Annotated in this window: 22 protein-coding genes and 1 tRNA gene; 4 read left to right on the forward strand and 19 right to left on the reverse strand. The window is 64.8% G+C overall.

Going from position 1 to position 25929, the window contains the following annotated elements; translation table 11 throughout:
• Nucleotides 1–54 precede the first annotated feature (54 nt).
• Complete coding sequence (gene queC / locus NLM33_RS05970; protein ID WP_254095195.1) at nucleotides 55–768, reverse strand: 7-cyano-7-deazaguanine synthase QueC; 714 nt, start codon at nucleotides 766–768, stop codon at nucleotides 55–57.
• Nucleotides 769–894: 126 nt separating this feature from the next.
• Between queC and mazG the strand changes: the two genes are divergently transcribed.
• On the forward strand, nucleotides 895–1749 hold the full coding sequence (gene mazG, locus NLM33_RS05975) for a nucleoside triphosphate pyrophosphohydrolase (RefSeq protein ID WP_254095196.1): 855 nt from the start codon (nucleotides 895–897) through the stop codon (nucleotides 1747–1749).
• A 140-nt stretch (nucleotides 1750–1889) separates the two neighbouring features.
• Here the strand turns inward: mazG and hflX are convergent, their stop codons facing one another.
• From hflX to dusB, 7 genes are all read right to left on the reverse strand, one after another.
• Complete coding sequence (gene hflX / locus NLM33_RS05980) at nucleotides 1890–3272, reverse strand: GTPase HflX (RefSeq protein ID WP_254095197.1); 1383 nt, start codon at nucleotides 3270–3272, stop codon at nucleotides 1890–1892.
• Nucleotides 3273–3283: 11 nt separating this feature from the next.
• Nucleotides 3284–3532: an RNA chaperone Hfq gene (gene hfq / locus NLM33_RS05985; protein ID WP_007591126.1), complete on the reverse strand. Its 249-nt coding sequence runs from the start codon at nucleotides 3530–3532 to the stop codon at nucleotides 3284–3286.
• 270 nt (nucleotides 3533–3802) lie between these two features.
• Nucleotides 3803–5173: a sigma-54 dependent transcriptional regulator gene (locus tag NLM33_RS05990; RefSeq protein WP_254095198.1), complete on the reverse strand. Its 1371-nt coding sequence runs from the start codon at nucleotides 5171–5173 to the stop codon at nucleotides 3803–3805.
• A 17-nt stretch (nucleotides 5174–5190) separates the two neighbouring features.
• Nucleotides 5191–7566, reverse strand: coding sequence for a PAS domain-containing sensor histidine kinase (locus NLM33_RS05995; protein ID WP_254095199.1), 2376 nt, complete (start codon nucleotides 7564–7566; stop codon nucleotides 5191–5193).
• A 201-nt stretch (nucleotides 7567–7767) separates the two neighbouring features.
• The gene (ntrC, locus tag NLM33_RS06000) at nucleotides 7768–9210 is read right to left on the reverse strand and encodes a nitrogen regulation protein NR(I) (RefSeq protein WP_254095200.1); all 1443 of its coding nucleotides are present in this window, start codon (nucleotides 9208–9210) and stop codon (nucleotides 7768–7770) included.
• Between the two features lie 9 nt (nucleotides 9211–9219).
• Nucleotides 9220–10395, reverse strand: a complete 1176-nt coding sequence (locus NLM33_RS06005; RefSeq protein WP_254095201.1) for a nitrogen regulation protein NR(II) — start codon at nucleotides 10393–10395, stop codon at nucleotides 9220–9222.
• A complete protein-coding gene (gene dusB / locus NLM33_RS06010) occupies nucleotides 10392–11393 on the reverse strand; it encodes a tRNA dihydrouridine synthase DusB (RefSeq protein WP_254095202.1) in 1002 nt (333 codons plus the stop codon). The genes NLM33_RS06005 and dusB overlap by 4 nt, the downstream gene beginning before the upstream one ends.
• A 279-nt stretch (nucleotides 11394–11672) precedes the next feature.
• Between dusB and NLM33_RS06015 the strand changes: the two genes are divergently transcribed.
• Together NLM33_RS06015 and NLM33_RS06020 are read left to right on the forward strand one after the other, a co-directional pair.
• Complete coding sequence (locus NLM33_RS06015) at nucleotides 11673–12854, forward strand: bifunctional 2-C-methyl-D-erythritol 4-phosphate cytidylyltransferase/2-C-methyl-D-erythritol 2,4-cyclodiphosphate synthase (protein WP_254095203.1); 1182 nt, start codon at nucleotides 11673–11675, stop codon at nucleotides 12852–12854.
• A 3-nt stretch (nucleotides 12855–12857) separates the two neighbouring features.
• On the forward strand, nucleotides 12858–13460 hold the full coding sequence (locus tag NLM33_RS06020; protein ID WP_254095204.1) for a CinA family protein: 603 nt from the start codon (nucleotides 12858–12860) through the stop codon (nucleotides 13458–13460).
• Nucleotides 13461–13603: 143 nt separating this feature from the next.
• Here the strand turns inward: NLM33_RS06020 and NLM33_RS06025 are convergent, their stop codons facing one another.
• Nucleotides 13604–14074, reverse strand: a complete 471-nt coding sequence (locus NLM33_RS06025) for a type II toxin-antitoxin system RatA family toxin (RefSeq protein ID WP_254095205.1) — start codon at nucleotides 14072–14074, stop codon at nucleotides 13604–13606.
• 6 nt (nucleotides 14075–14080) lie between these two features.
• Entirely contained in the window at nucleotides 14081–15037 is a 957-nt protein-coding gene (gene lipA, locus NLM33_RS06030) for a lipoyl synthase (protein ID WP_254095206.1), read from the reverse strand.
• A 130-nt stretch (nucleotides 15038–15167) separates the two neighbouring features.
• On the opposite strand from lipA, the gene NLM33_RS06035 reads away from it, so the two are divergent.
• Nucleotides 15168–15770 carry a DNA-3-methyladenine glycosylase gene (locus NLM33_RS06035; RefSeq protein ID WP_254095207.1) on the forward strand — a complete coding sequence of 201 codons (603 nt, stop codon included), beginning with the start codon at nucleotides 15168–15170 and terminating at the stop codon, nucleotides 15768–15770.
• 110 nt (nucleotides 15771–15880) lie between these two features.
• On the opposite strand, the gene NLM33_RS06040 is transcribed toward NLM33_RS06035, so the two are convergent.
• From NLM33_RS06040 to NLM33_RS06080, 9 genes are all read right to left on the reverse strand, one after another.
• The gene (locus NLM33_RS06040; RefSeq protein ID WP_254095208.1) at nucleotides 15881–18754 is read right to left on the reverse strand and encodes a valine--tRNA ligase; all 2874 of its coding nucleotides are present in this window, start codon (nucleotides 18752–18754) and stop codon (nucleotides 15881–15883) included.
• Between the two features lie 142 nt (nucleotides 18755–18896).
• Complete coding sequence (locus NLM33_RS06045) at nucleotides 18897–19664, reverse strand: PopZ family protein (protein WP_254095209.1); 768 nt, start codon at nucleotides 19662–19664, stop codon at nucleotides 18897–18899.
• 310 nt (nucleotides 19665–19974) lie between these two features.
• Entirely contained in the window at nucleotides 19975–21360 is a 1386-nt protein-coding gene (locus tag NLM33_RS06050) for a TolC family outer membrane protein (protein WP_254105667.1), read from the reverse strand.
• A gap of 199 nt (nucleotides 21361–21559) precedes the next feature.
• Nucleotides 21560–22225: a protein-L-isoaspartate O-methyltransferase gene (locus NLM33_RS06055; RefSeq protein WP_254095210.1), complete on the reverse strand. Its 666-nt coding sequence runs from the start codon at nucleotides 22223–22225 to the stop codon at nucleotides 21560–21562.
• Nucleotides 22226–22363: 138 nt separating this feature from the next.
• A complete protein-coding gene (locus NLM33_RS06060) occupies nucleotides 22364–22543 on the reverse strand; it encodes a hypothetical protein (RefSeq protein ID WP_254095211.1) in 180 nt (59 codons plus the stop codon).
• Between the two features lie 165 nt (nucleotides 22544–22708).
• Nucleotides 22709–22783 (reverse strand) — tRNA-Asn (locus NLM33_RS06065).
• A gap of 154 nt (nucleotides 22784–22937) precedes the next feature.
• Nucleotides 22938–23306, reverse strand: a complete 369-nt coding sequence (locus tag NLM33_RS06070; protein WP_254095212.1) for a hypothetical protein — start codon at nucleotides 23304–23306, stop codon at nucleotides 22938–22940.
• 230 nt (nucleotides 23307–23536) lie between these two features.
• Nucleotides 23537–25240, reverse strand: a complete 1704-nt coding sequence (locus NLM33_RS06075) for a flotillin family protein (protein ID WP_254095213.1) — start codon at nucleotides 25238–25240, stop codon at nucleotides 23537–23539.
• An 11-nt stretch (nucleotides 25241–25251) separates the two neighbouring features.
• Nucleotides 25252–25923 carry an OB-fold-containig protein gene (locus NLM33_RS06080; RefSeq protein ID WP_254095214.1) on the reverse strand — a complete coding sequence of 224 codons (672 nt, stop codon included), beginning with the start codon at nucleotides 25921–25923 and terminating at the stop codon, nucleotides 25252–25254.
• Between the last annotated feature and the right edge of the window lie 6 nt (nucleotides 25924–25929).

A 25929-nucleotide genomic window follows, 5' to 3' on the forward strand; every position in this document is an offset into this window, starting at 1 on the left:
CGCCCCAGTGCGCAATTGCGCACAAGGCGGACGATGACACCTGAGATTGACGCTCTACTTGCGCGCCACGTACTCCGCCCATCCCTTCGCCCGCAGGCTGCACGCCGGACACTCGCCGCAGCCGTAACCCCAGTCATGCTGCGCGCCGCGTTCGCCGAGATAGCAGGTGTGGGACTGTGCGCGGATGAGATCGACGAGACCGTCCCCGCCAAGCTCATGCGCGAGCTGCCAGGTCGCCGCCTTGTCGATCCACATCAGCGGGGTATGAAGCTCGAACTTGCGCGCCATGCCGAGCGAGAGTGCGCTCTGCATCGCGCGGATGGTCTCGTCGCGGCAATCGGGATAACCGGAATAGTCGGTCTCGCACATGCCGCCGACGATCTCTGTGATGCCGCGCCTGTAGGCGAGCGTGGCAGCAAAGGTCAGGAACACGAGGTTGCGGCCGGGCACGAACGTGTTGGGCAGGCCGTCGGCGCCCATCGCGATCGCGACGTCGCGTGTCAGCGCCGTCTCGGACATCGCAGCCAGCGTCGGGATCGAGAGCGTGTGGCTCTCACCCAGCTTGGCCGCCCAATCGGGACGCAAGCGCTTCAGGCCATTGACGAGCCGCTCGCGGCAGGCAAGCTCGATGGCATGACGCTGCCCATAGTCGAAGCCGAGCGTCTCCACCCGCGCAAAGCGGCGCAGGGCCCAGGCAAGGCAGGTGGTGGAATCCTGGCCACCGGAGAACAGCACCAGGGCGGTTTCGGACGAATAGTGTTCGCTCATGGCCGCGATTTAGCACCGCGTGCCCGCGCCGCCAATCGGTGGAAATCGGCTCATTTCACGGCGTTGTGCTGGGAACGGTTGGCCGCTTGCGGCATAAAGCGACACCTTAAGGAGAATTGGCCCGCAATGACCCCTTCCCGCGACATTTCCCGCCTGATCGAGATCATGGCGACGCTGCGCACGCCGGTCACTGGCTGCCCCTGGGACCTCGAGCAGAATTTTGCGACGATTGCGCCCTACACGATCGAGGAGGCCTACGAGGTCGCCGATGCGATCACGCGCGGCGATTTCGACGACCTTCGCGAGGAGCTCGGCGATCTCCTCCTCCAGGTCGTCTATCACGCGCGCATGGCGGAGGAAGAGAATGCGTTTGCGTTCGGTGATGTGGTCGAGGCGATCACGCGGAAGATGATCCGCCGCCACCCGCACGTCTTTGCCGACAAGGACGGCAACATCCAGCCTGCCGGCGTCAAGAGCGCGTGGGAGCGCATCAAGGCCGAGGAGAAGGCCGAGCGCGCCGCGCGCCGGCCGCCGGAGGAGACGCTGCACAAATCGCTGCTGGCAAGCGTCAAGGCCGGCCTGCCTGCGCTGACGCGCGCGATGGCGTTGCAGAGCAAGGCCTCCACCGTCGGCTTCGACTGGAACGACCCGCGCGCGGTGCTGAAGAAGATCCGCGAGGAAGCCGACGAGATCGAGGCCGCGCTCGACCGCAACGACAGCCGGGAGCTGGCCGAGGAAACCGGCGATCTCCTGTTCGCCCTCGTCAATCTCGCCCGCCATGTCGACGCGGATCCGGAGACCGCGCTGCGCGCGACCAACGCAAAGTTCGAGCGCCGCTTTGCCTACATCGAGCGTGCGCTCGAGACGCAGGGGCGCACGCTGGAGCATGCCTCGCTGGAAGAGATGGACGCGCTGTGGAATGCCGCGAAGGCGGAGGAGAGGTCTGCAACGGCAGAGAGAAGCCAACAAGCGCGCGGGTAACTCCGCCGTCGTCCTGGCGAAGGCCAGGACCCAATATTGCGGAATCTATCGACGAATCGACGCGGCCAGTACCGCGCACCAAACCACGTCCTGGGGTAATGGGTCCTGGCTTTCGCCAGGACGGCCCCCGCTATTTGGCGTTACGCGGCGTGATGCGGCACGGCGTCGAAGCGGTTCACCACGATGTCCCGCTTGGTTTCGTCCACCCGCACGGTCATGTCGAAGCGGCCGTCGTTCAGCTCTTTCGCCAGCACTTCGGAATTGCGATGCAGCCAGGAGATGCCGGCGCCGTCGGCGGCGTCGATGGAGAGATCGAGCGTGGTGCGCTTTGCCGCCAGCCGCTCTTCGATCGCAGCAAGCAGCGCGTCGATCCCCTCGCCTGACACAGCCGAGACCAACATCGCGGGATGATCCGATGGCCTGCGCGCGGCGATGTTCACGAGCTCCTCGCGTTGCTCGGAATCAAACCGGTCGACCTTGTTCCAGACCTCGATGATGCGCCCGGAATCGTCGGGATTGATGCCGAGCTGGCGCAGCACGGCGTCGACGTCGCTCTGCTGCGCCTCCGCGTCCTCATGCGCGATGTCGCGGACATGCAGGATGACGTCGGCCTCCAGCACCTCCTCCAGCGTGGCGCGGAACGCCGCCACGAGCTGGGTCGGCAGGTTGGAGATGAAGCCGACGGTGTCCGACAGCATGGCCTTGCCGCCATGCGGCAGGTTGAGCGCGCGCAAGGTCGGATCGAGCGTCGCAAACAGCATGTCGGCAGCCTGCACGTCGGCGCGCGTCAGGCGGTTGAACAGCGTCGACTTGCCGGCATTGGTGTAGCCGACCAGCGCCACCACGCGATACGGCACGCGCTGGCGGCCGGCGCGGTGCAGGCGCCGCGTCGCCTGCACCTTCTTCAATTCGTTCTCGAGCCGCGAGATGCGCTCGGAGATCAGCCGCCGGTCCGCCTCGATCTGTGTCTCGCCGGGACCACCCATGAAACCGAAGCCGCCACGCTGGCGCTCCAGATGGGTCCACGAGCGCACCAGGCGCGAGCGCTGGTAGTTGAGATGCGCGAGCTCGACCTGAAGCGCGCCCTCCTTCGTCTTGGCGCGGCGGCCGAAGATCTCCAGGATCAGTCCGGTGCGGTCGAGCACCTTGGCGTTCCAGGCCTTCTCGAGATTGCGCTGCTGGATCGGCGAGAGCGCACAGTCCATCACCACGAGCTCGACCTCGAGGCTCTTGATCAGCCCGGAGATCTCCTCGACCTTGCCCTTGCCGAGATAGGTCGCGGGGCGGATCTGGCTGATCGGCGCGACCAGCGCGTCGGCGATCACGAGGTCGATGGCGCGCGCAAGGCCTGCGGCTTCTTCGAGCCGCGCCTCGGCATTGCGCAGGACATGGCTTTCCGATTGCGCGTCGGCGCCGCCGGCGCGCACACGCATATAAGGGCCGATGACGATCACCCGCCCTGTCTGTCCAGCCCCTGCCGACCGCGGACGGTCGGCCCCCCCGTCAAAATTCCGGGGTTCCAATCAGATCACTCTCAAGCCGGCTGATCCTCGCCGCCTTCGAACAGCTGGATCGGAGCACCGGGCATGATGGTCGAGATCGCATGCTTATAGACGAGCTGCGAGTGACCGTCGCGCCGAAGCAGCAGACAGAAATTGTCGAACCAGGTCACAATTCCCTGCAGCTTGACCCCGTTGACCAGAAAGATCGTCAGTGGCGTCTTGGTTTTGCGAACGTGATTAAGGAAGGTGTCTTGTAGGTTTTGTGCGCGGTCTGCCGCCATTGTTGTTATCTCGCTTTGAGTTTCTTGTTGTTTGGATAGTCCGACCGGTTGCTGCCCTCATTTGAAGATACGGTTTTGAGATGCGGGGCCTCTCCCGGTTGCCGTCCCTCATGAGATCCCCCTCCGGAGGCGCGGCGGTACGATTAGAAGACAGGTACGCTTATTAGGCAAGCCGCTTCCCGCGGCAGCCCGCATCCAAATCCTCCGAAAAACTACGGAAATCGATGATTTTCCTCTGATATTATGAACGTGTGGTCGATCGGGCGCGGCTCAGCCGACGCCGAGCGCCTTCAACTTCCGGTGTAGTGCCGAACGCTCCATGCCAACGAACTCCGCCGTACGAGAAATATTTCCTGAAAAACGACTGATCTGGGCAATCAAATAGTCGCGCTCGAACACTTCGCGCGCCTCGCGCAGCGGCAGGCCCATGATGTGCTCGCCATTGTTGCTGGTCGGCATTGCCGGGACCATCGAGCCGACGTCCTGCGGCAGCATGTCGGCGGTGATGATCACCTCCGGCCCGCCGGCGGCGAGAATCATGACTCTCTCAACGTTGTTGCGGAGCTGACGGACGTTGCCGGGCCAGACGTGGGACTGGAGCACCGCCATCGCGTCCTGGCCGATCTGGCGCTTGGGCAGCCCCGTGGCAGCCGAGATCTGGTCCATGAAATAGTCGATCAGTTCCGGAATGTCCTCGCGCCGTTCGGAGAGCGCGGGCACGCGGATCGGGACCACCGAGAGGCGGTGATAAAGATCCTCGCGGAAAGTGCCGGCTGCGATCTCCTCCTCGAGGTTGCGGGCGGTCGAGGAGATGATGCGGACGTCGACCTGCACCTTGCCGGTACCGCCGACGCGCTGGAACGACTGCTCGACCAGGACCCGCAGAATCTTGTTCTGGGTCTCGCGCGGCATGTCGGCGATCTCGTCGATGAACAACGTGCCGCCATGAGCTTCTTCGAGCGCGCCCGGTTTGCGCGGCTGCTCGCCATTGGACTGCTCGACGCCGAACAGCTCGTGCTCCATCCGCTCCGGCGTGATCGCCGCCGCATTGATCACGACGAAGGGCCCGTCGGCGCGGCCCGAGGCCGCATGCAGCGTACGTGCAGCCAATTCCTTCCCGGCGCCGGCGGGGCCGACGATCAGGATGCGGCTATTGGCCTTGGCCGCCCGCTCGATGGTCTGGCGGAGCTGGTTCATGCTGGGCGAGCGGCCGACGAGCTGGCTCGCGGTTGGAGCGAGCTGCTTGAGCTCCCTCACCTCGCGCTTGAGCCGCGAGTTTTCCAGCGCGCGCGTGGCCACCAGGATCAGGCGGTCCGCCTTGAACGGCTTCTCGATGAAATCATAGGCGCCGCGCTTGATCGCGGCGACCGCGGTTTCGATGTTGCCGTGACCGGAGATCATGACGACCGGCAGGTCGACATTGTCCTTCTTGACCTGCTCGAGCAGTTGCAGGCCGTCGAGCTTGGAGCCTTGCAGCCAGATGTCGAGGAACACCAGATGCGGCCTGCGATTGGCGATCTCCGCAAGGGCAGAGTCGCTGTCCCGCGCAGTCCTGGTGACGAACCCCTCGTCTTCCAAAATGCCCGCGACGAGATCCCGAATATCGGCCTCATCATCGACAATCAGAATTTCATTTGCCATGGGTCGCGCCCGCTCTGTCAGTTGCCTGTTGAGGCTTCGATTCTTGTTGCATCATTAGTCGTTTCTGCCGGCTGTTTGGTTTCGACGGCCGGCGTGTTTGAATTCGGTTCTCTGGCTGTTCCTCGGGCCTTTTGAGCCGCGTCCTTCGCCTCGACGGTGTTGGCATGGCCCGAGATCGCAAAACGCATCCGCATCCAGGCGCCGCGCTGGCCCTGCCGGAAGTCGGAGGCGTCCTTCAACTCGATGCGCCCGCCATGGTCTTCGAGGACGCGGCCGACGATCGCAAGCCCGAGGCCCGTGCCCTTGGCCCGAGTTGTCACATACGGCTCAAGGAGCCGCGAGCGCGCGACCTTGGGCAGGCCGATACCGTTGTCGACGACGTCGATCAACACGTCCTGGGCCTCGCGCGAGACCACGACATCGATGCGGCCCTTTCCGCCATCCTTGCCGAGTTCCTCCGGCGGGACCTGCTCGATCGCTTCCGTCGCGTTCTTGACGATGTTGGTGACGGCCTGCGAGATCAGCCGGCGGTCGAACTGCGCGCGCAGCGGGTCTTCCTTGAAAGTGGTCTCGATGTCGAGCTCGGGATGCGCGACCTTCATCAAAAACACCGCCTGTCGCACCGTGTCGACGACATCCTCGCCTTCCATCACGGGTTTTGGCATGCGCGCAAAGCGCGAGAACTCGTCAACCATCCGTCTGATATCGTCGACCTGGCGCACGATGGTGTCGGTGCACTGGTCGAAGATCGACTTGTCCTTCTCTTCGGTGATGGTCTTGCCGAATTTGCGGCGGATGCGCTCGGCGGAGAGCTGGATCGGCGTCAACGGGTTCTTGATCTCGTGGGCGATACGGCGGGCCACGTCGCCCCAGGCCGAGGTGCGCTGCGCCGAGACCAGCTCGGTGATGTCGTCGAGCGTGATGATGTAGCTGTCGCGCGGCTGGCTGGTCTTTTCCGCGCTGACGCGGACCGACAGGTTGCGCTCCTGCCCGTCGCGCATGATGGTGATCTGGCCCTGTACCAGCCGCTGGGTGCCTTCCCGCGCGCTCTTCATCATGTCGTCGAGCTCGGGCAGCACGTCCGACAAGGGATGGCCGAGCGTCTCGGACTCGGCGTGGCCGATCAGCTTCTCCGCGGAGCGGTTCAGGATACCGACGCTGCCGGAGGTATCGACGCCGATGATTCCGGCGGAGGCCGAGGACAGCACGGCCTCGATGAAGCGGCGGCGGCTGTCGATCAGATCGCTGGCGCTGACGAGCTCGTCGCGCTGGCTGCGCAGCTCCTGAGTCATCTTGTTGAAGGTCTCGCCGAGCTGGGCAAGATCCCCTTCGGATTTGTGCACGGGGACCTGGACGTGGAGATCGCCGGTCGAAACCGTATGGGCCGCGTTCATCAGCCGCCTGATCGGCGCAACCAGCCAGTTGGCGAAGTTCAGGCCAATCAGCACCGAGGCCATCAGGATGGTCAGCGCGATCACCGCGAACATCAGCGCGAAGGCGACCTGGATGCCGAGCCGGCGCGACTCGATCTGGGCATATTCGGCGACGCCCAGCTGTGTCTGCTTGACCTGCGCCACGACGCGAGGATCGAGCTGACGGGCGACATAGAGGAAGGTGTCGTTGAAGGCGCGGAGCCGGATCACGGCCGCCACGTAATTGTTCTCCGGCAGGACGGCGATTTCCGGCTCGCTCTCACCGACATTGCTCAGGAAGTCCGGAGCGGGAGGCGAATAGGCGAGCCGGATGCCGGTATCCGCCGATTCCAGGATGTTGGTATCCTTGTCGATGATCATCGCGCCCGGCAGGTTCCGGGAGCCGGCGCTCGCCGTCAGCAATTCGCGAAACGACCGCCGGTCCTGGTCATAGAGCGGGCGGGCGTGCGCGATGTCGTTCGCCATTCCCAGAATGTCACCGCGAATGAGCTGCGCATGATCCTGCATATAGGCGAGCGCAATCGTCAGCGAGTTCTGGATCACCTCCTTGGTCGGCCCGGAGAACAGCCGGTCGAGGCCGCGCTCGATGGTGACGTTGGCGACGATCGCGACCAGCACCGCCGGCAGCACCGCGATCACCGAGAACAGTCCCACGATCTGGAAATGCAGCCGCGCTGCCGCCCGCCCCCTCCGGCGCGCCTGGATCATCTGCCAGATCTCGTGGACGATGATGCCGACGAGGAGCAGGATGGTGCCGGCATTGATCATCAGGAACGACCTGACAACATCGGGCGTCGGCTCGATGCGGGTCAGCCCGGTCAGGACGACAAAGGTCAGGAACGCCGAGAGCAGCGCCAGCACGACCGCGAACGCCGCCAGCCAGCGGCGTGGCGACCAGCGCCGGGCTTCTGCGGCTGGAGACGTCTCAAAGGCTGCGGCCGAGGTATCTGCGCTGGTCATTCCGGCAATGGTGATGCTGAAAGCGGGATCCGTGGATCACGGATACTGATGCATACATATCACATTGTTGCCGAATTGCGACAATTCCGCGGCGTCCCGACCGCGGCGGACGGGCGCATCCACAGGGGCTGGGCCCTGGCACGCACAATTGTCGTTCCGGGTTCGCCTCTGCGAGGCGCCCCGGAATGACATCGAAGGAGACTAGCCGCCGCTCCGGTACACCTGGATATCCAGATCCCGGATCTTCTTGCGCAGCGTGTTGCGGTTCAGACCGAGCAGGTCAGCGGCGCGGATCTGGTTGCCGCGGGTGGCGGCAAGCGCAGCCGTGAGCAGCGGGACCTCGATCTCCTTGAGGATGCGGTGATAGAGGCCGGGCGGCGGCATGCCGTTGGGGAAACCCTGGAAGTGCGTGGACAGATACGCCTCCACGGCCCCGCCGAGATTGTCGACGCCCTGCTGGACGGCGGCACCCGGGCTGACCGAGGGCGGCGCAAGCTCACCATCGATGACGGACGACGTGATGACGTCCTGCGGATAGAGTGCAGCGAGGCGCCGTGCGAGGTTTTCCAGCTCGCGCACGTTGCCGGGCCAGCGATGCTGCTTCAGCCGTTCCAGCGCCAGCGCGTCGAGCTTCTTGGGCGGCAGGCCGTCCTTCTCGGCGAGCGCAAAGAAGTGGCGCACCAGATCAGGCAGATCCTCGATGCGTTCGCGCAGGGGGGGCAGCCGCAGCGGCACGACGTTGAGTCGGAAGAACAGGTCCTCGCGGAACAGCCCCTGCTGGATCAGGACGCGCAGGTCCTTGTTGGAGGCCGCGACGATGCGCACGTCGGTCTTGATCGGGGTGCGGCCGCCGACGGTGGTGTATTCGCCCTGCTGGAGCACGCGCAACAGGCGCGTCTGTGCTTCCATCGGCATGTCGCCGATCTCGTCGAGGAACAGCGTTCCGCCTTCGGCCTGCTCGAAGCGGCCGGACGCACGGGTGTTGGCGCCGGTGAACGCGCCGCGCTCATGGCCGAACAGTTCGGATTCAATGAGGTCGCGCGGGATCGCGGCCATGTTGACGGCGACGAACGGACCGTTGCGGCGCTTGCCGTAGTCGTGGAGCGCCCGTGCCACCAGCTCCTTGCCGGTACCGGACTCGCCCGTGATCATCACGGTGAGGTCGGTCTGCATGAGGCGCGCGAGTACGCGGTAGATCTCCTGCATCGCCGGCGAGCGGCCGACCAGCGGGATCGCCTCCATCTCCGCATCTTCGTCCGGGCTCGAGGTCCGCTCCTTCGGCTCGGCCAGCGCCCGCCCGACGATCGCGATCAGCTCCTTCAGGTCGAAGGGTTTTGGCAGATATTCGTAAGCCCCGCGCTCGGAAGCTCGGATCGCGGTCATGAACGTGTTCTGCGCGCTCATCACGATGACCGGCAGATTCGGCCGCATCTTCTTGATGCGCGGCAACAGGTCGAAGGCGTTTTCATCCGGCATCACCACGTCGGTGATGACGAGATCGCCCTCGCCCTGGCTGACCCAGCGCCACAGCGTGGCGGCGTTGCCGGTCAGCCTGACTTCGTACCCTGCCCGGGACAGAGCCTGATTAAGAACCGTGCGGATGGCGGTATCGTCATCAGCAACGAGAATGCTACCTGCGGGCATATTCAATCCTCATTTTGCCCCCTGTGACGCAGGCGACGGCTTCCCGGCAGAGTCGGCGCGACTGCTATGATCGGCGTGTTTGATGGAGGTCGAGTACATCGGCATCAGCACGCGGAAGGTGGTCTTGCGCGGCTGAGACTCGCATTCGATGATGCCGCCGTGGTCCCCGACGATTTTTGCGACCAGCGCCAAGCCGAGACCGCTGCCGGTCTGCTTGGTGGTCACGAAGGGATCGAACAGGTTCGGCAGAAGATCGTCCGGCACGCCCGGTCCGTTGTCCTTGACGCAGAATTCGAGCGGCAGGGATACCCGGGATTTTTGACCGGGCACTGACAGGCGCACGCCGGGACGGAAGGCGGTGGTGAGCTGGATCTCGGCGTCGGGCACGTCGATCAGGGCTTCCGCAGCGTTCTTCACGAGGTTGAGGAACACCTGGATGAGCTGGTCCTGGTTCGCGAGCACCGGCGGCAGTGAGGGATCGTAGTCCTCGACGAAGCGGATGTTGCGGGCAAAGCCGGATTGCGCGAGCCGCTTTACGTGGTCGAGCACGGAATGGATGTTGACCGGACCGCGCACGACCGGCCGTTCGTCGCCGAACACTTCCATGCGGTCGACCAGCGTAACGATGCGGTCGGCCTCGTCGCAGATCAGCCGCGTCAGCATGCGATCTTCCGAGGAAGCCTGCTGCTCGAGGAGTTGAGCCGCGCCGCGGATGCCGGAGAGCGGGTTTTTGATCTCATGCGCGAGCATCGCGGCGAGCGCGATCACCGAGCGCGCGGCGCTGCGATGAGTGAGCTGGCGGTCCATCTTGTCGGCGATGGTGCGCTCCTGGAGCATCACCACGATGTAGCCGGGCCGCTCGGTGAGAGGAGCGACATGCAGATCGACCTGGCGGTCGCCGCCCATGCGCGGGGTGCCCAGATCGACCTTGTATTCGTTGATCGGTGAATTCGACGAGCGCACCTGGTCGATCAATGCCAGGAGCGGGCTGCCGAACGGCACCAGCTCCTTCAGCGACTGGCGCTTCAGGAACTGGGTCGAGATCTCGAAGAACGCCTCCGTCGCGATATTGGCGTCGATGATCTTGCCGTCCGGCCCGATCAGCAGCACTGGATTGGGCAGCGCGTCGAGGATTGCATCGCCGTTTGACGGAAGCGGACGACGATGTTCAGCGGCTGAGCTCATGCAGCAGCGCTCCATGCGAAGTCGTCGAAAGCATCTTGCAGTGAACGGTGAACAGCGCGCGGATCCTCGGATGTGAGGATGTTCTGGCGCCAGGCCTTCAGCTTCTCGGCGGGCGCGCGGCTGAGATGCGCGGCGACGTCGAGCGCCCAGCCGAGATGCTTGCGCGCGTGCCTGAGGCCGATGCGCAAGCCATAGAGATCGCAGACGCCCTCATAGAGCGTGCGGACGTAATGGAGTTGCTCGCCGAGCGAAGGTGCTGCCTCTTCCGCCCCGCCCTGGAGGCGTCGGCCGATCTGACCGGGCAGCCAGGGCTGGCCTTGCGCGCCGCGTCCGATCATGACGGCATCGGCGCCGGAGGCCTCGAGCGCCGCAATGGCCTTGTCGTAGGAGGTGATATCGCCGTTGACGACCAGCGGAACCGAAATCGCCGCGCGAACGTCGCGCACGGCGTCCCAATCGGCTTCGCCCTTGTAGAACTGACAGCGCGTGCGGCCATGCACGGTGATGAGCTTGACGCCGGCGCTCTCCGCCCGCCGTGCCAGCTCCGGCGCATTGCGGCTACGGTCGTCCCAGCCGAGCCGCATCTTCAGCGTGACCGGAACCTTCACGGCCGCGATCGTCGCCTCGATCAGGCGCAAGGCATGGTCGAGGTCGCGCATCAGCGCCGAGCCGGACTGGCCGCCGGTGACGTGGCGCGCCGGGCAGCCCATGTTGATGTCGATGATGTCGGCGCCTTCCGCTTCCGCGATCCGCGCGCCCTCCGCCATCCAGTGCGCCTCGCAGCCGGCAAGCTGCACCACATGCGGGCCCAGGCCAGTCGCCTCGCAGCGCAACCGCGACATCCTGTGGCCATTGGCGAGCTCGTCGCTGGCTGTCATTTCGGACACGACGAGACCGGCCCCAAGCTCCGCGGCCAGCCGCCGGAAGGGGGAATCGGTCACCCCCGACATGGGCGCCAGGAAGACCGGGTTGGCGACATCAATATCGCCTATTTTCAAGGGCTTAGCGCCTAATCCTACCGGGCCGGTCACAGACGTCTCGTCTCAAAGGCGGCGCCTCATCGCGCCTGCCATGACCTATCTTGCGCACAATTCTTGTGCAGTCAAGCGTCATGCCTACAGTTTAGACAGTTCTTCCAATCTTTCAAGTGCAGTGCAGCAAAAAGCTGTTGCTGACAATCGGGCAAACACCGCTGTTCTTCGGCGGCTGCCGTGCTAGAGGCATGCCAAAATTACCCCTCGCCCCGATCATCACTATCAATTGAGTATTTCAGCGCTATGGCGAAATCAGAGCGGACCGCAGTTGTTCTCGTGGCGGCCGGGCGCGGGCTTCGCGCAGGTGCGGGCGGACCGAAGCAATACCGCGCGATCGGCGGCGTGCCGGTGATCTTTCGCGCCATGGAGTCCTTCAGCAACCACCCTGACGTCGCGCTGGTGCAGCCGGTGGTGAACCCCGATGACAGCACCATGTTCACGGCAGCGGTCGAAGGCCTGCGCCATGAGCCCCCGACCAGCGGCGGCGCGACGCGCCAGGCTTCCGTGCTCGCAGGCCTCGAGGCCCTCGCTCCGCACAAGCCGGACCTCGTGCTGATCCACGACGCGGCACGTCCCTTTGTCTCGCAGGCCCTGATCTCCCGCGCGATCGAAGCCGCCAGCCGCGATGGTGCCGCCATCCCCGCGATCCCCGTCAACGACACCGTCAAGCTGATCGGCGCGGCCGGGCAGATCGAGGGCACGCCGGACCGCGCACGCTTGCGGATCGCGCAGACGCCGCAATCCTTTCGTTTCGATGTCATCCTCGACGCGCATCGTCGCGCGGCGAAGGACGGACGCTCTGATTTCACAGATGATGCGGCGATCGCCGAATGGGCGGGATTGACGGTCGCAACCTTTGAAGGCGATGTTGCAAACATGAAGCTCACCACCCCCGAAGACTTCGTCCGCGAGGAAGCGCGCCTCGCCAGCCAGCTCGGCGACATCAGGACCGGGACAGGCTACGACGTGCATGCCTTCGGCGAAGGCGACCACGTCATGATCTGCGGCGTGCGCGTGCCGCACAGCAAGGGGTTCCTGGCCCATTCCGACGGCGATGTCGGCCTGCATGCGCTGGTCGACGCCATCCTCGGCGCGCTCGCCGACGGCGACATCGGCTCGCATTTTCCGCCGAGCGACCCCAAGTGGAAGGGCGCCTCCTCCGACCAGTTCCTGAAATACGCCATCGAGCGCGTCACGCAGCGCGGCGGCCGCGTCGCCAATCTCGAGGTGACGATGATCTGCGAGCGGCCGAAGATCGGTCCCCTGCGCGACACCATGCGCGCGCGGATCGCCGAGATCTCGGGCGTCGACATCTCCCGCGTCGCGGTGAAGGCCACGACCAGCGAGCGGCTCGGCTTCACCGGCCGCGAGGAAGGCATCGCAGCGACCGCGAGCGCCACCATCCGTCTTCCTTGGGGCATCTAGGTCATGGGCGGCAGCGACGCACGCGCCCTCTCCCGCTCGCTGCTCGATTTGTGCCGGATGCGCAAGCTGACGATCGCGACCGCAGAGTCCTGCACCGGCGGTCTCGTGGCCGGCGCGCTGACCGACATCCCAGGCTCCTCCGACGTCATCGACCGCGGCTTCGTCACCTATTCCAATGATGCCAAGCGCGTGATGCTCGGCGTCGAGGCGAGCACGCTGCTGAACTTCGGCGCCGTCAGCAAGGAAACCGCGACCGCGATGGCGGTCGGTGCGCTGGAGCGCGCCGGCGTCGACCTCGCGGTCTCCATCACCGGCATCGCCGGCCCCGGCGGCGCGACGCCCGGCAAGCCGGTCGGGCTCGTCCACTTCGCCGCTGCCGCGCGCGACGGCCGCATCATCCATCGCGAGCACCGCTTTGGCGCGATCGGCCGCACCGCCGTGCGGCAGCGCTCGGTCGTCGAGGCTTTGCGCATGCTGATGGACCTCGCCCGCGGCCCGCAAGCCGCCGCAAAGCCGCGCCGCGAGGCCGCAAGCCGGCTGCGTTCCCGTGTTGCCCGCTCGCCAAGGCGTGGCGCGGTCAAGCGGCGCAGGCCGCCAAGAGGTTGAAATAGTCGTTCAGGCCGCAGCGCCTCGCATGATCCGGAAAAGTGTGGAGCGGTTTTCCCTCGCGACAAACGCGGAACGCGTTTGCGCGGAGATCATGCTCAAACAACAACCTAAAGCGCGATGACGATTCATCCTAACGCGCTTTAGGACGATGCGATCTTCGGCCGGCCGTAGATCGCATCTGCCCGCTTCTCGAACGCGACGGAGAAGCGCGCAAACGCGGCGTCGAACATCGAGCCCATCAGCATCGCCAGCATGCGGCTCCTGAACTCGTAGGCGAGGAAGAAACCAACGTCGCAGACGCCCTCGCCCTTCGGCTCGAAGGTCCAGCGGTTTTCCAGCTTGCTGAAGGGCCCTTGCAGATACTCGACCACGATCTTCAGATTGGCGCGGTCAAGCGTCACGCGGCTGGTGAAGGATTCCTTGATCAGCTTGAACGACACCGTCATGTCGGCAACCAGCACCTCGGTGCCGTCGGGTTTTGTAACCCGCTGGCGCACTTTCAGCGCGCTGCACAGCGGCACGAACTCCGGATAACGCTCGACGTCCGCGACCAGATCAAACATCTGGGATGCGCTGTGGTTGACGCGGTGCTTGCTCGAAACTCGATGCATTGGACGTCAGCGGGCTATTGCGGCCCGCGCTGCCTTCAGTCTTGCGAAATCATCGCCGGCGTGATGCGACGAACGGGTCAGCGGGCTTGCCGACACCATCAGGAAACCCTTGGTGTAGGCGACCTTCTCATAGGATGAGAACTCATCCGGCGGCACATAGCGCATCACAGCGTGATGCTTGCGGGTCGGCTGGAGATACTGGCCGATGGTCAGGAAGTCGACCTCGGCCGAACGCAGATCGTCCATCACCTGGAGCACCTCGTGGCGCTCCTCGCCGAGGCCGACCATGATGCCGGACTTGGTGAAGATCGTGGGGTCGATCTCCTTGACCCGCTGCAACAGCCGGATCGAATGGAAATAGCGCGCGCCGGGCCGCACCGTCAGGTAACGCGACGGCACGGTTTCGAGGTTGTGGTTGAAGACGTCGGGCTTGGCCGCGGCGACGACCTCGAGCGCCCCCTCCTTGCGCAGGAAGTCGGGCGTCAGGATCTCGATCGTGGTCGAGGGACAGGCGGCGCGGATGGCGCGGATCGTCCTGGCAAAATGCTCGGCACCCCCATCGGCGAGATCGTCGCGGTCGACCGAGGTGATCACGACATGGGCGAGCCCGAGCTTGGCGGTGGCCTCGGCGACATGCTCCGGCTCGGCGGCGTCGAGCGCGTTGGGCAGGCCGGTCTTGACGTTGCAGAAGGCGCACGCGCGGGTGCAGGTGTCGCCCATGATCATGAAGGTGGCGTGCTTCTTGTCCCAGCACTCGCCGATGTTCGGGCAGCCCGCCTCCTCGCACACCGTATGCAGGCCGTTGGCCCGCACGATGTTGCGGGTATCGGCATAGCCGCGGGTGTTCGGCGCACGCACGCGGATCCAGTCCGGCTTCGGCGGCGAAGCGGCATCGGGCCGATTCACTTTTTCCGGGTGACGGGGGCGCAGGGGGTTGTTGATGGTATCGACAATAACGACCATGGGGTGTCCGGTCTGTTCTGGTCCTACCTAATCGGTATCGCCCTTAGCCGCAACCCGGCTCGCGCCGCTTCAGGGAACATGGCAGATATGGGCAATATCCTGCTCTGTCGTCTAGCGATTCTCACCTCGAATGGCTCCAAAATCGAAGCCCTCCACACCCGCTCTGGGCAAGCCGCTGAAGCGTGGCTTCTTCGCGCGCAGCGTCCACGAGGTCGCACCCGACCTGATCGGCGCGACGCTGCTGGTCGACGGCGTCGGTGGCATCATCGTCGAGGTTGAGGCCTATCATCATACCGAGCCGGCGGCACACTCCTACAACGGCCCGACGCCGCGGAACCAGGTGATGTTCGGCCCGCCCGGCTTTGCCTATGTCTACCGCTCCTACGGCATCCATTGGTGCGTGAATTTCGTCTGCGAGGAGGAAGGCTCGGCCAGCGCCGTCCTGATCCGCGCACTGGAACCGACGCATGGGATTGCCGCGATGCGCCGGCGCCGGCATCTCGTCGATTTGCATGCGCTGTGCTCGGGTCCGGGCAAGCTGACGGAGGCGCTCGGCATCACGATTGCGCACAACGCCCTGCCCCTCGACCGCCCGCCGATCGCGCTGCACGCGCGCAGCGGCGAAATGGCGGTCGCGACCGGCATCAGGATCGGCCTCACCAAGGCGGTCGAGCTGCCCTGGCGCTACGGAGTCAGGGGCTCGAAGTTCTTGAGCAAGCCATTTCCAAGGTAGAGGTCATTCCGGGGCGGCTCGCAGAGCCGAACCCGGAATCTCGAGATTCTCTGGTGCGCAAGTGCGCACCAAAGTTCGGCTCTACGAGCCGCCCCGGAATGACGAACCTGTCACGACACCTGCTTCAGCCGCTCCAGCGCCTCGAGCAGCTTCGCCTTGCGCGCCAGTGCAGCCTCGCGCTTTTCGCGCTCCTCCTCGACGACCTCTTCGGCCGCGTTGGCGACGAATTTCTCGTTCGCCAGCTTGGACTCGGCGCGCTTGATGTCGGCGTCAGCCTTGGCGATCTCCTTGTCGAGACGCACGCGCTCGGCTGCGAGATCGACCACGCCCTTCAGCGGGAGCGCTGCGACCTCGCCGCGCACCAGGATCTGCACGGCACCGTCGGGCGCGCGATCGGCGAAGGAGATGTCCGAAAGACGCGCCATGCGCTTGATGACGTCGGCCCAGCGCGGCGCGCGCTCCTTCGTCTCCGCGGAGGCGCCGGCCAGCACCAGCGCGGTCAGCGTCGCCGGCGGGATGTTCATCTCGGCGCGCACCGACCGAATCTGCGTCACCAGGTCGATCACCCAGCCGATCTCGGCTTCCGCCGCAGGATCGGTGAAGTCGGCGTGGTCGAAGATCGGCAGCACCATCGGCGAAAGGAAGGCCCCGTCATTCGGCATCGATGCCGCGACCATCGCGAGCTCTTCCGCCGTCGGCCCGGCGGACTTCAGCGGCCATGGCGCCAGCGTGAGGAGTTCCTCGCGCTTGGCGGTCACTTCCCAGAGCTCCTCGGTGATGAAGGGCATGAAGGGGTGCAGTAGCTTCAGGATCTCGTCGCGCGCCCAGGCGACCATGGCGCGGGTCTCGGTCTTGGCCGGACCGTCCGGCCCCAGCAACACGGGCTTTGCGAGCTCGACATACCAGTCGCAATAGACGTTCCAGACGAAGCGGTAGATCGCGCCCGCCGCGTCGTTGAAGCGATAGGCTTCGATCGCCTCCGTCACCTCGCGCGTGGTGTGCGCCGTCTCGTGCGCGATCCAGCGGTTCAGCGTCTGCGTCGCTTTCGCGGGCTCAAAACCTTCCGGCACGACGCACTGGTTCATCTCCGCGAAGCGGCAGGCATTCCAGAGTTTCGTCGCGAAATTGCGATAGCCCTCGACGCGGCTGGTGGCGAGCTTGATGTCGCGCCCCTGTGCCGCCATCGCCGCCAGCGTGAAGCGAAGCGCGTCGGCGCCGTACTCGTCGATCAGATGCAGGGGATCGATGACGTTGCCCTTCGACTTCGACATCTTGGCGCCCTTCTCGTCACGGACGAGGGCGTGGATGTAGACGGTCGAGAACGGCACCTCCTTCATGAAGTGCAGGCCCATCATCATCATCCGGGCGACCCAGAAGAAGATGATGTCGAAGCCGGTAACCAGCACGTCGGTCGGGTAGTAGCGCTTCACCTCCGGCGTATCGTCGGGCCAACCGAGGGTGGAGAACGGCCAGAGCGCGGAGGAGAACCAGGTGTCGAGCACGTCCTCGTCGCGGGTGATGAAGCCTTCGCGCTTGTTGCGGTCGAGCGCCATCTCGCGCCCCTGCTCCGGCGTGATGACCTCCTGCTCGACGTAGTAGCCGAGCGCGTGGCTGACGGCCTCCTCTTCGGTCTCGGCGACGAACACCTTGCCGTCCGGCCCGTACCAGGCCGGGATCTGATGGCCCCACCAGAGCTGACGCGAGATGCACCAGGGCTGGATGTTCTCCATCCACTCGTAATAGGTCTTTTCCCAGTTCTTCGGCACGAAGGTCGTCTCGCCGCTCCGCACCGCCGCGATGGCGGGCTTGGCCAGCGTCTTGGCGTCGACGTACCACTGGTCGGTGAGGAAGGGTTCGATCACGACGCCGGAGCGGTCGCCATGCGGCACCATATGCGTATGCGGCTCGATGCGCTCGATGAAGCCGAATGCCTCCAGCCGCTCGACAATGCGCTTGCGCGCGGCGAAGCGCTCGACATTGTGGAACTCCTCGGCGAATTGCGAGGCGCCCTCCGGCAGGTCGCGCAGGTAATCCTCATTATCGACGAGGTCGAGACAGCCCTCCTTGTCGAGCACGCTGATCTGGCGCAGGCCATGGCGCCTGCCGACCTCGAAGTCGTTGAAGTCGTGCGCCGGCGTCACCTTCACCGCGCCCGAGCCCTTCTCGGGGTCGGAGTAGTCGTCGGCGACGATTTTTACCTTGCGGCCGACGAGCGGCAGGATCACGTGCTTGCCGACGAGCTTCCGGTAGCGGTCATCCTCGGGATGCACGGCAACGCCGGTATCGCCCAGCATGGTCTCCGGGCGCGTGGTGGCGACGACGATGAAGCTCGAAGGATCGTCGGGGCTGAAGCTCCTGCCCTCGATCGGATAGCGCAGATACCAGAGGCTGCCCTTGACCTCGACCTGCTGCACCTCGAGATCGGAGATCGCGGTGAGCAGCTTCGGGTCCCAGTTCACCAGCCGCTTGTCCTTGTAGATCAGGCCATGGCGGTGCAGTTCGACGAACACCTTGATGACGGCCTTAGACAGGCCCTCGTCCATGGTGAAGCGCTCGCGTGACCAGTCGCAGGAGGCGCCGAGGCGCTTGAGCTGGTTAATGATGGTGTCGCCGCTCTCGGCCTTCCACTCCCAAACCCGCTCCAGGAATTTCTCGCGGCCCATCTCGCGGCGGCCGGGCTGCTGCCGCTCCATCAGCTGCCGCTCGACCACCATCTGGGTCGCGATGCCGGCATGGTCGGTACCCGGCTGCCACAGCACGTCGCGTCCGCGCATGCGCTCGAAGCGGCACAGCACGTCCTGAAGCGTGTTGTTGAGCGCGTGGCCCATGTGCAGCGAGCCCGTCACGTTCGGCGGCGGGATCACGATGGTGAAGGGGGTGGCGTCGCGCCGGTCGGGGCGGCCCGCCTTGAAGGCAAGGCTGTCCTCCCAGACGACGGACATGCGGGTTTCGATATCGGCGGGCTGGTAGTTTTTCTCGATCATGGGGCTGCTAAAAAGCCGTGCGCGGCGGCCAAGTCAACGGAAAGGTCAATGGAAAGCCCGGCGGCAAAACGGCTCTTGGGACCGTCGACAGGCCGAATAGAGCACGAAAGCAGGGCCTTACGAGGGCTGCGCGGCCCCGGCGTCACCGGCCGCCGCGCGAGACCCGCTCGATTTCCGCCTTCACGATGCGTTCAACGAGGCCGGGCAGGTTGTCGTCGAGCCAGGATTTCAGCATCGGCCGCAGCATCTCCTTGACCAGATCCTCCAGCGTCCGCGCATTCGAACTCAGGACGGTATGGGCCAGGGAATTGAAGGCGGATTCGACGGCCGAGACCGTCGTCTGCGCCAGGATCGGCTGCTGTGGCGGCAGCGGCGGCGCGTCGAAATCGACCGGCTGGTAGGACGGTGGCGGAGGAGCCGGCCGAAACGGCGGCGCCACGGCTTCCGCGAATTCGACATCGTCGCCCGGCTCGACCTTGCGAAAGCTCGGTGCTGGAGGCGCGGGCGTCTCCACCGCCATCTCGTCGGTCAGTTCGAGCACGTCCGGCTCAGGCTCGGGTTCCGGCGCCCGCATCTCGGGCGCAGGGGTCGCCTCGTCCAGGCCCGCCAGCAGTGCGTCGATATCGTCCTGGTTGTTGCTTGCGGCCGGCGCTGGCGGCGGCGGAGCCGCTGGCTTTGCAGCCGGTGGTGGCGCAGCAGGTTTTTCGGCGGCAGGTTTGGCCGCCGCGATCTTGGACGGCGGAATGTCATTCATCGCGGCCGGCTTGGGCGCCGGCGCGGCTGCGGGCTTGGCAGGTTCGGCGGCTTTCTCGTTCGGCGGCGGCTTGGCCTCATCGTCGGCAATGATGCGCCGGATCGAGGCCAGAATCTCCTCCATCGAGGGTTCTTGGACCTTTGCAGGCTGCGTCATCTCCGACTCCACATGATCAACGCCCTCGCATGCGTTGTTTTACACCAAGCACGACAGGATTGGCCGGTTCCGAACGGGTGGCTCGGCATTTTCGCCGCGACCGCCTGACTTGTCCCCAGATCAAGGCGATTGCGACTCATTGCGCGGCGGTGCGCCCCTGCCCACGTCACCGAAGCTCTACGCAAACAACATCGGGTGCCGCGCGAATCGCGCCATCACCTCAGTGAAAGGCTATGTCAGGGCGTTTGATGATTGCAAGCAAACCGCAGATCGGCATCGCCTTTGTGCGACGCCGACCTCGTCGCGGAGATCAGCGTCCGTCGGGCGTGCGCACGCCGGCCCAGCTATCACGCACCTGCTGGTAATGCACGCTCGGATCGTAGACCGTGGTCTTCAGGCCGAGCACGATCGGCGACAGGCGGCCCACCGCAGCGAGCACGTTGTAGGATGCAACGACCCGGTCGTGCTGCGCAGTCACGAGAGTGATGCGGGCATTAACCAGGGCCTGCTGCGCATTGAGCACGTCCAGGGTAGTCCGCTGACCGGCCTTTGCCTCTTCGCGCACGCCATTCAGCGCAATCTCGGACGCGGTCACCTGTGCCTGTGCCGATTGCACCTGCGCCTTCGCCGCCACCAGATTGCCCCAAAACTGCACGGTCGTGGCGCGGGTCTGGTCGCGCGTGGAGTCGAGGTTGAGACGCTGCTGCGCCAGATTCTCCTTGGACTGACGGATCAGCGAATATTCCGCACCGCCTTGGTAGAGCGGCACGGAGGCTTGCGCGATGGCGGAAGCGGTCGAGGTGCGGAAGATCGTCAAGGTCTGTTCGTATGCCTGTGTCGCCGCGACCTGAAAACTGATCGTCGGCAGCAGCGCGCCTTCGGCGATCTTGACCTGCAGATGGTTGACGTCGATGCCGTACATCGCCGACGTGACGGCCGGGTTCTCGATCAAGCTGAGCTCGATCGCAGAAGGCAACGTCGACGGAAAGAATCGATCGACCGGCGCGCCCGGAGCGAGATTGATGGGATCGACGCCGATGATGCGGCGATAGTTCGATCGCGTCGTCGTCAATTGCGATTCAGACGACTGCTCCTGCGTCTTGCCGGCCGCCAGTTGCGCTTCCGACTGAGCGACGTCGGTCCGTGTGACCTCGCCGACGTTGAAGCGGTCACGCGTCTGCTTCAGCGTCTGCTCGAGCACGCGGACGTTGCTCTTCTGAACCTCGACCGCGGCCGAATCGCGCAAGTAATCCATGTATGTCGTGGCCGCAGAGAGCAGAACGCTCTGCTCAAGCACGCGCAGTGCTTCGCGCGCGCCAGAGACCTGACTCTCCGCGGCGCGCGTCCGGTTGGCGGTCTGATTGCCGTTGAACAGGGTCTGCGTAGCGGTGAGGCTCACGCTGCGGGGAACGCCGGTGCCGTGGATCGTCGGGCCACCCTGCACCGGTTTCGTATCCTGATATTGGTAACCGGCGCTCGCCGTCACCGCGACCTTGGGGCGATATCCGGACAGCGCCTGCGGCACGTTCTCGTCGGTCGAACGGACCTGTGCGCGCTGCGCGTTGAGCTGCGGATTGCCCTGATAGGCGAGTACCAGCGCGCTTTCGATCGTCTCCGCTAAGGCAGACGACTGCCCGGCCAGCGCCATCAGGAGGACCGAAACCGCAGCTCCGGTGAAGAGCTTCACCCCATGCATCCCAGAAATTCCGTTCATTCTTATCGCCGGTTCGTGCCCGCGAGCCGGGTGACAGAGAGTCGTTGCCCCCGGCTCACCATAGGACGGGGTCAAGCCGGACGGAACTACCTGACGGTTGTTCAGAGCGGAAACTCTTCACGTGCAGCATCCCTGCCACACTTCTGATTCAGAACGGTATTTTTTAACGGGTTCCACCCGGTCAGAAGACGAAGGCAGGCGCCCGCGCGAGGCCGGGAAGAAGCGGGGCTGCGGCGTCGAACAGCGCGCGGTGGCCGAATTCGCCGTGGGCGCGGGTCACGATCACGGCCCGCCGGGGCGTGGTGTCGGCCGAAACGCCGACCAGCCGCCCGCCCTCCTTGAGCTGCTCGAAGAGCGCGCTGGGCGTCACTTCGGTCGCCCCGTTCAGAAAGATTACATCGTAGGGACCGGCCGCCGGGTCCCCATCCGCGCAGGGGGCCGCTACGCACGCCACATTCGCAAATCCCAGGGCAGCCAGATTGCCCTTCGCTTTTGCGGCGAGCGCCGAATCGCTTTCCGTAGCCGTGACTTGCGCAGCGAGCCTGGCAACAAGGGCTGCGACGTAACCGGAGGCGCAGCCGACCACCAGGACACGATCAGCCTCGCCGATCTCGGCCGCCTGCAGCAGCTTGCCGGTGAGCGCCGGCTTAATCAGGTACCGCTTGGCCGATCCGCCTTCGGCCACGTCGAGATCGAGGTCGAGATAGGCCAGCGCCTGCCGGCTCGCGGGCACGAAAGCCTCGCGGGGAATCGTGAGCATGGCGTCGAGGATGCGGCGATCGGTGACGTCACTGGTGCGCACCTGGCCATCGACCATCTTTTGGCGCGCGGTCGCAAAACCGGACATTGGGGAACCCTGCAATGCGGACGGCGCCGCGGGAAAACGTGGCGGCATCTTTGGAACATGCCCCGTCAAAACGCAACACGGCGATTGCCCGAAGGCGGCAGCCTCGGAGCCGTCAACGCAGGCCTGACGCCTTGCGCCCTATTCGATCGCGACGGCGAGCCGGCCAATCAAGGCTGCGACTTCATCCAGCCGGGCCGAATCGCGTGTCTCGACCGCGCGCGCAAGCAGCGCGAGACATTCGTCGTCGCTGAGATCAGGGATGTCGGTGGGCAGAATCGAGGGGGACAAGTGGGAATGGTCGACCTGAACGTTCGGCATCGGAATCAGCTCCGCGTAAGCCCAGCGTCAGGGAACCTCGATTTGAATTGAGTCGAATTGGCGTCGTTCCAACGCCGGCGCGGCGGACGACGTGCACGACCGCGTGAACGGCGTCGCGCTCCGGTCCAGGAGCGTGCGGCAAGACATTGAAGTTGATAAGAAATTTGGCTCCCCGGGCTGGATTCGAACCAGCGACCATCCGATTAACAGTCGGATGCTCTACCGCTGAGCTACCGAGGAAAAGGGCGAACCGACGTTCGCGCGCGGCTGCGTATAACAAAGCCTCCGGCGCTTGCAAAGGACGAATTCGTCATATCCTCGCCATCAGGAGGAAGGGCGCTCGTCCCCTCCCCGCCGGTCCCGCCGCGCGCGCGAACGCGCCGTGATGCGACGCTTACTCCGCGATGAAAGAGGTCGTCTTGGTGCCGGGGTCGTAGCGCAGCCGCAGCACGTTGAACTTGCAGAGGTTGACGTTCTTCCACAGCACGGACTCGTTGTAGTTCTGCCAGTCGACGCGGATGTTCCAGACGCATCCTTCATCATCGTCGTCGAACTCGACATAAGTGCTCGCCTGGTTCTGCAAGGTCTTGTCGAGCTCGTTGTCCCATTCGTCCAGACCATCGTCCGGCGCATTGAAGCCGAGGAACTTGATGGCGTAGCCGGTCTCGTTGACGACGGAGACGTTGCGGGAATCCGCGGCCTGCGACGGCGCGGCTGCGACCGCGAGACCGAGTGCAATGAGCGCAGCAAAAACAAATTTCATGAGAGAGCCCCGATCAAAAGAACATCCGGCGCCTGTACCTCATGGCCGCAGGTGCCGCGGCAACCAATGGCGTTGCCTTGCAAGGTTCGTCCGGAGAGCGATCGAACGGTTCAACACACGATCGACCTGCACTCCGGAAGGTACGCCACGCGAGAAGCGCACGGCCTGTTCTTATCGACTAGGGCTCACGCCAGCAATGAATGGGCATTCATAGCCGGCGCATTCGTAGCCTACTCTGCGGCGTCGGTTTTCTCAGGCGCAGGCACACGCGAGGAAACCTCGACAGCGGCACCGTTGCTCTTGCCGGTGACGGCGCCGACCAGCGCCTTCACGGGGTCCTCGCCTGGCGCAAAACCGCTCTGGCGCAGGATTTCGTCGATCATCGGCCGCAGCGCATGCACCTTCAACAGCTCGCCGGCCAGACCTTCGCCGAAGCCGGCATTGCTGCCGTTCGCGCCATTGCCGCCGAACGCGCCGCCGGTGTGCAGGATGCGGACGTCCTTGATGTTGGCGATCGGCTTGACCATCTCGGCGAGCGCGGAGGGCGTCATCTCGATCCGCTTCTTGGCGATCTCGAAATCGATCACGTTGCTGCCGAGCTTGTTCTGCGCCTCGTTCTTCATGGTGATCACGGCCGCCTCGGCTTCACCGATGTTCTTGACGCCGACCGCCTTGATCTTGTTGGCCTCTGCTTCCGCGCTCGCGAGCGTCTTGGTGGCCTCGGCGCGGTCGAGCGCCGCCTTCTTCTCGGCTTCGGCCGCAACGATCAGCTCGGTCGATTTGCGTTCGGCCTCGGTGCGCGCGGCGAGCACCTGTGTCAGGCGGGCACGGTCGGCGACCTCGACCGCGCGCGCGGTCACGACCTTTTCCTCCGCGGAGACGGCTAGCGCCTCGGCCGCCTTGGCTTCGGCGACGGCTTCCGACGTCGTCTTGCTCTTGGCCGCGATCTGGATCTCGTTCTCCTGCGTTGCGATCTGGATTTCGCGCTGCGCGTCGGTTTTGCGCTTGTTGATCGCGAGATCGGATTCGATCACCGCGGTTTCCTTGACCTGCTTGGCGCCGGCCTCCTTCTCGGCGACCGCGCGATCGGTGTCGATACGGGCGTTCTCCTCGGTCAGGCGCGCGGTCTGTGTCGCGGTGGCGACTTCGGCGCGCGTGCTCGCGGTCTTGTTGGCAATGTCGCGCTCCTGCGAGAGCTCGGCTTCCTTCTTGGTCCGTTCAATGGTCAGGGTCTGCTGCCGCGCCTCGAGGTCCTTTTGCGCAATCGCCACCTCGTTGTCGCGCACGATGGCGTTGCGGTCGCGCCGGCGGGTCTCGGTGATGGTCTTGAGCTGCGTGAGACCCTCGGCGTCGAAGAAGTTTTCCGGGTTGAAGAACTTGACATCGGTCTGGTCGAGTTTTGTCAATGACACCGACTCCAGTTCAAGGCCGTTGGACTTGACGTCGGATTCGACCGTCGACTGCACATGCTTGACGAAATCAGAGCGCTTCTCCTGGAGCTCCAGGATGGTCATGGTGGCGGCGACCGAGCGCAGGCCGTCGACGAATTTGGCTTCGACCTGATTGCGCAGCGCTTCCGCATCATTGGTCAGTGCGCCCAGCGTCTGGCTTGCCAGCGCAATGCTCTCCTCGTCGGGACGGACGCGGACATAGAACTCGGCGACGATGTCGACGCGCAGACGATCCTTCGTGATCAGAGACTCCCGCTCCTTGCGCTCGACGGTCAGCCGCAGCGTCTTCAGGTTGATGCTGCCATAGGAGTGGAAGATCGGCAGGATCATGGCGCCGCCGTCGAGCACGACTTTCTTGCCACCCAGGCCGGTGCGGACGAACGCCTCGTCGCGCGTCGCGCGCTTGTAGAGGATGGTGAAGACGATGCCCAAGACGATGATCAGCGTGACGCCGATCATGGCCGGGACTGCGATGTCGAACATAGGTCTCTCCGCTAATTGCTTTGCTGATTGCTTAGAGTGGGTTTGGATGGTTTGAGTTCATCGTCGGCTTTCACCGCCACGAAGCGGGTGCCGACGCGATCGACCAGCAGGACGAGGCTCCCCTGCACCAGCGGCTCCGACGAAGGCGCCGCGACCGCCCAGACGAAATGACGGTTGCCGTGGACGTCGGCGACGCTGACGCGGCCGGGCGGCCCCTGGTCCAGGGGACCGATGACGACCTCGCCGACACGACCGACGAGATCCCCGAGGCCGACCGCGTAGCTTTCGTCCTTGGGAATGATCCTGGCGATGAAACCGCTGGAGATGCGCACCAGCGGAATCGACGCGACCCCCGCGCCGAGCGAGGCGACGCTCGCCGGCAAGGGGCCGGCGACCATCCGCGCAATATCCTGGATCAGGAAGCCGGTGATCGAGAAGGCGCCGAGCAGCAGCAGCAGGAAGATCAACAGCGGCACGCCGCCGAGATTGATCCAGGAGATCGCGTTGATCACGCCATTGTCGCTGGGGTGACCGAAATCGATGTTGGTGCCGAGCATCTCGCTGATGGAGGCCCCGACCATCATCGAGACCACCTCGACCGAGCCGACGATGACGATCATGGCCGCCGCGATCGCGAACGGCCTGACCTCAGGCGCCATCACATGTTCGAGCAATGTGCTCATGGCCGC

Origin of the sequence: Bradyrhizobium sp. CCGUVB1N3 (genome assembly GCF_024199925.1) — a bacterium.
Taxonomy (GTDB): domain Bacteria; phylum Pseudomonadota; class Alphaproteobacteria; order Rhizobiales; family Xanthobacteraceae; genus Bradyrhizobium.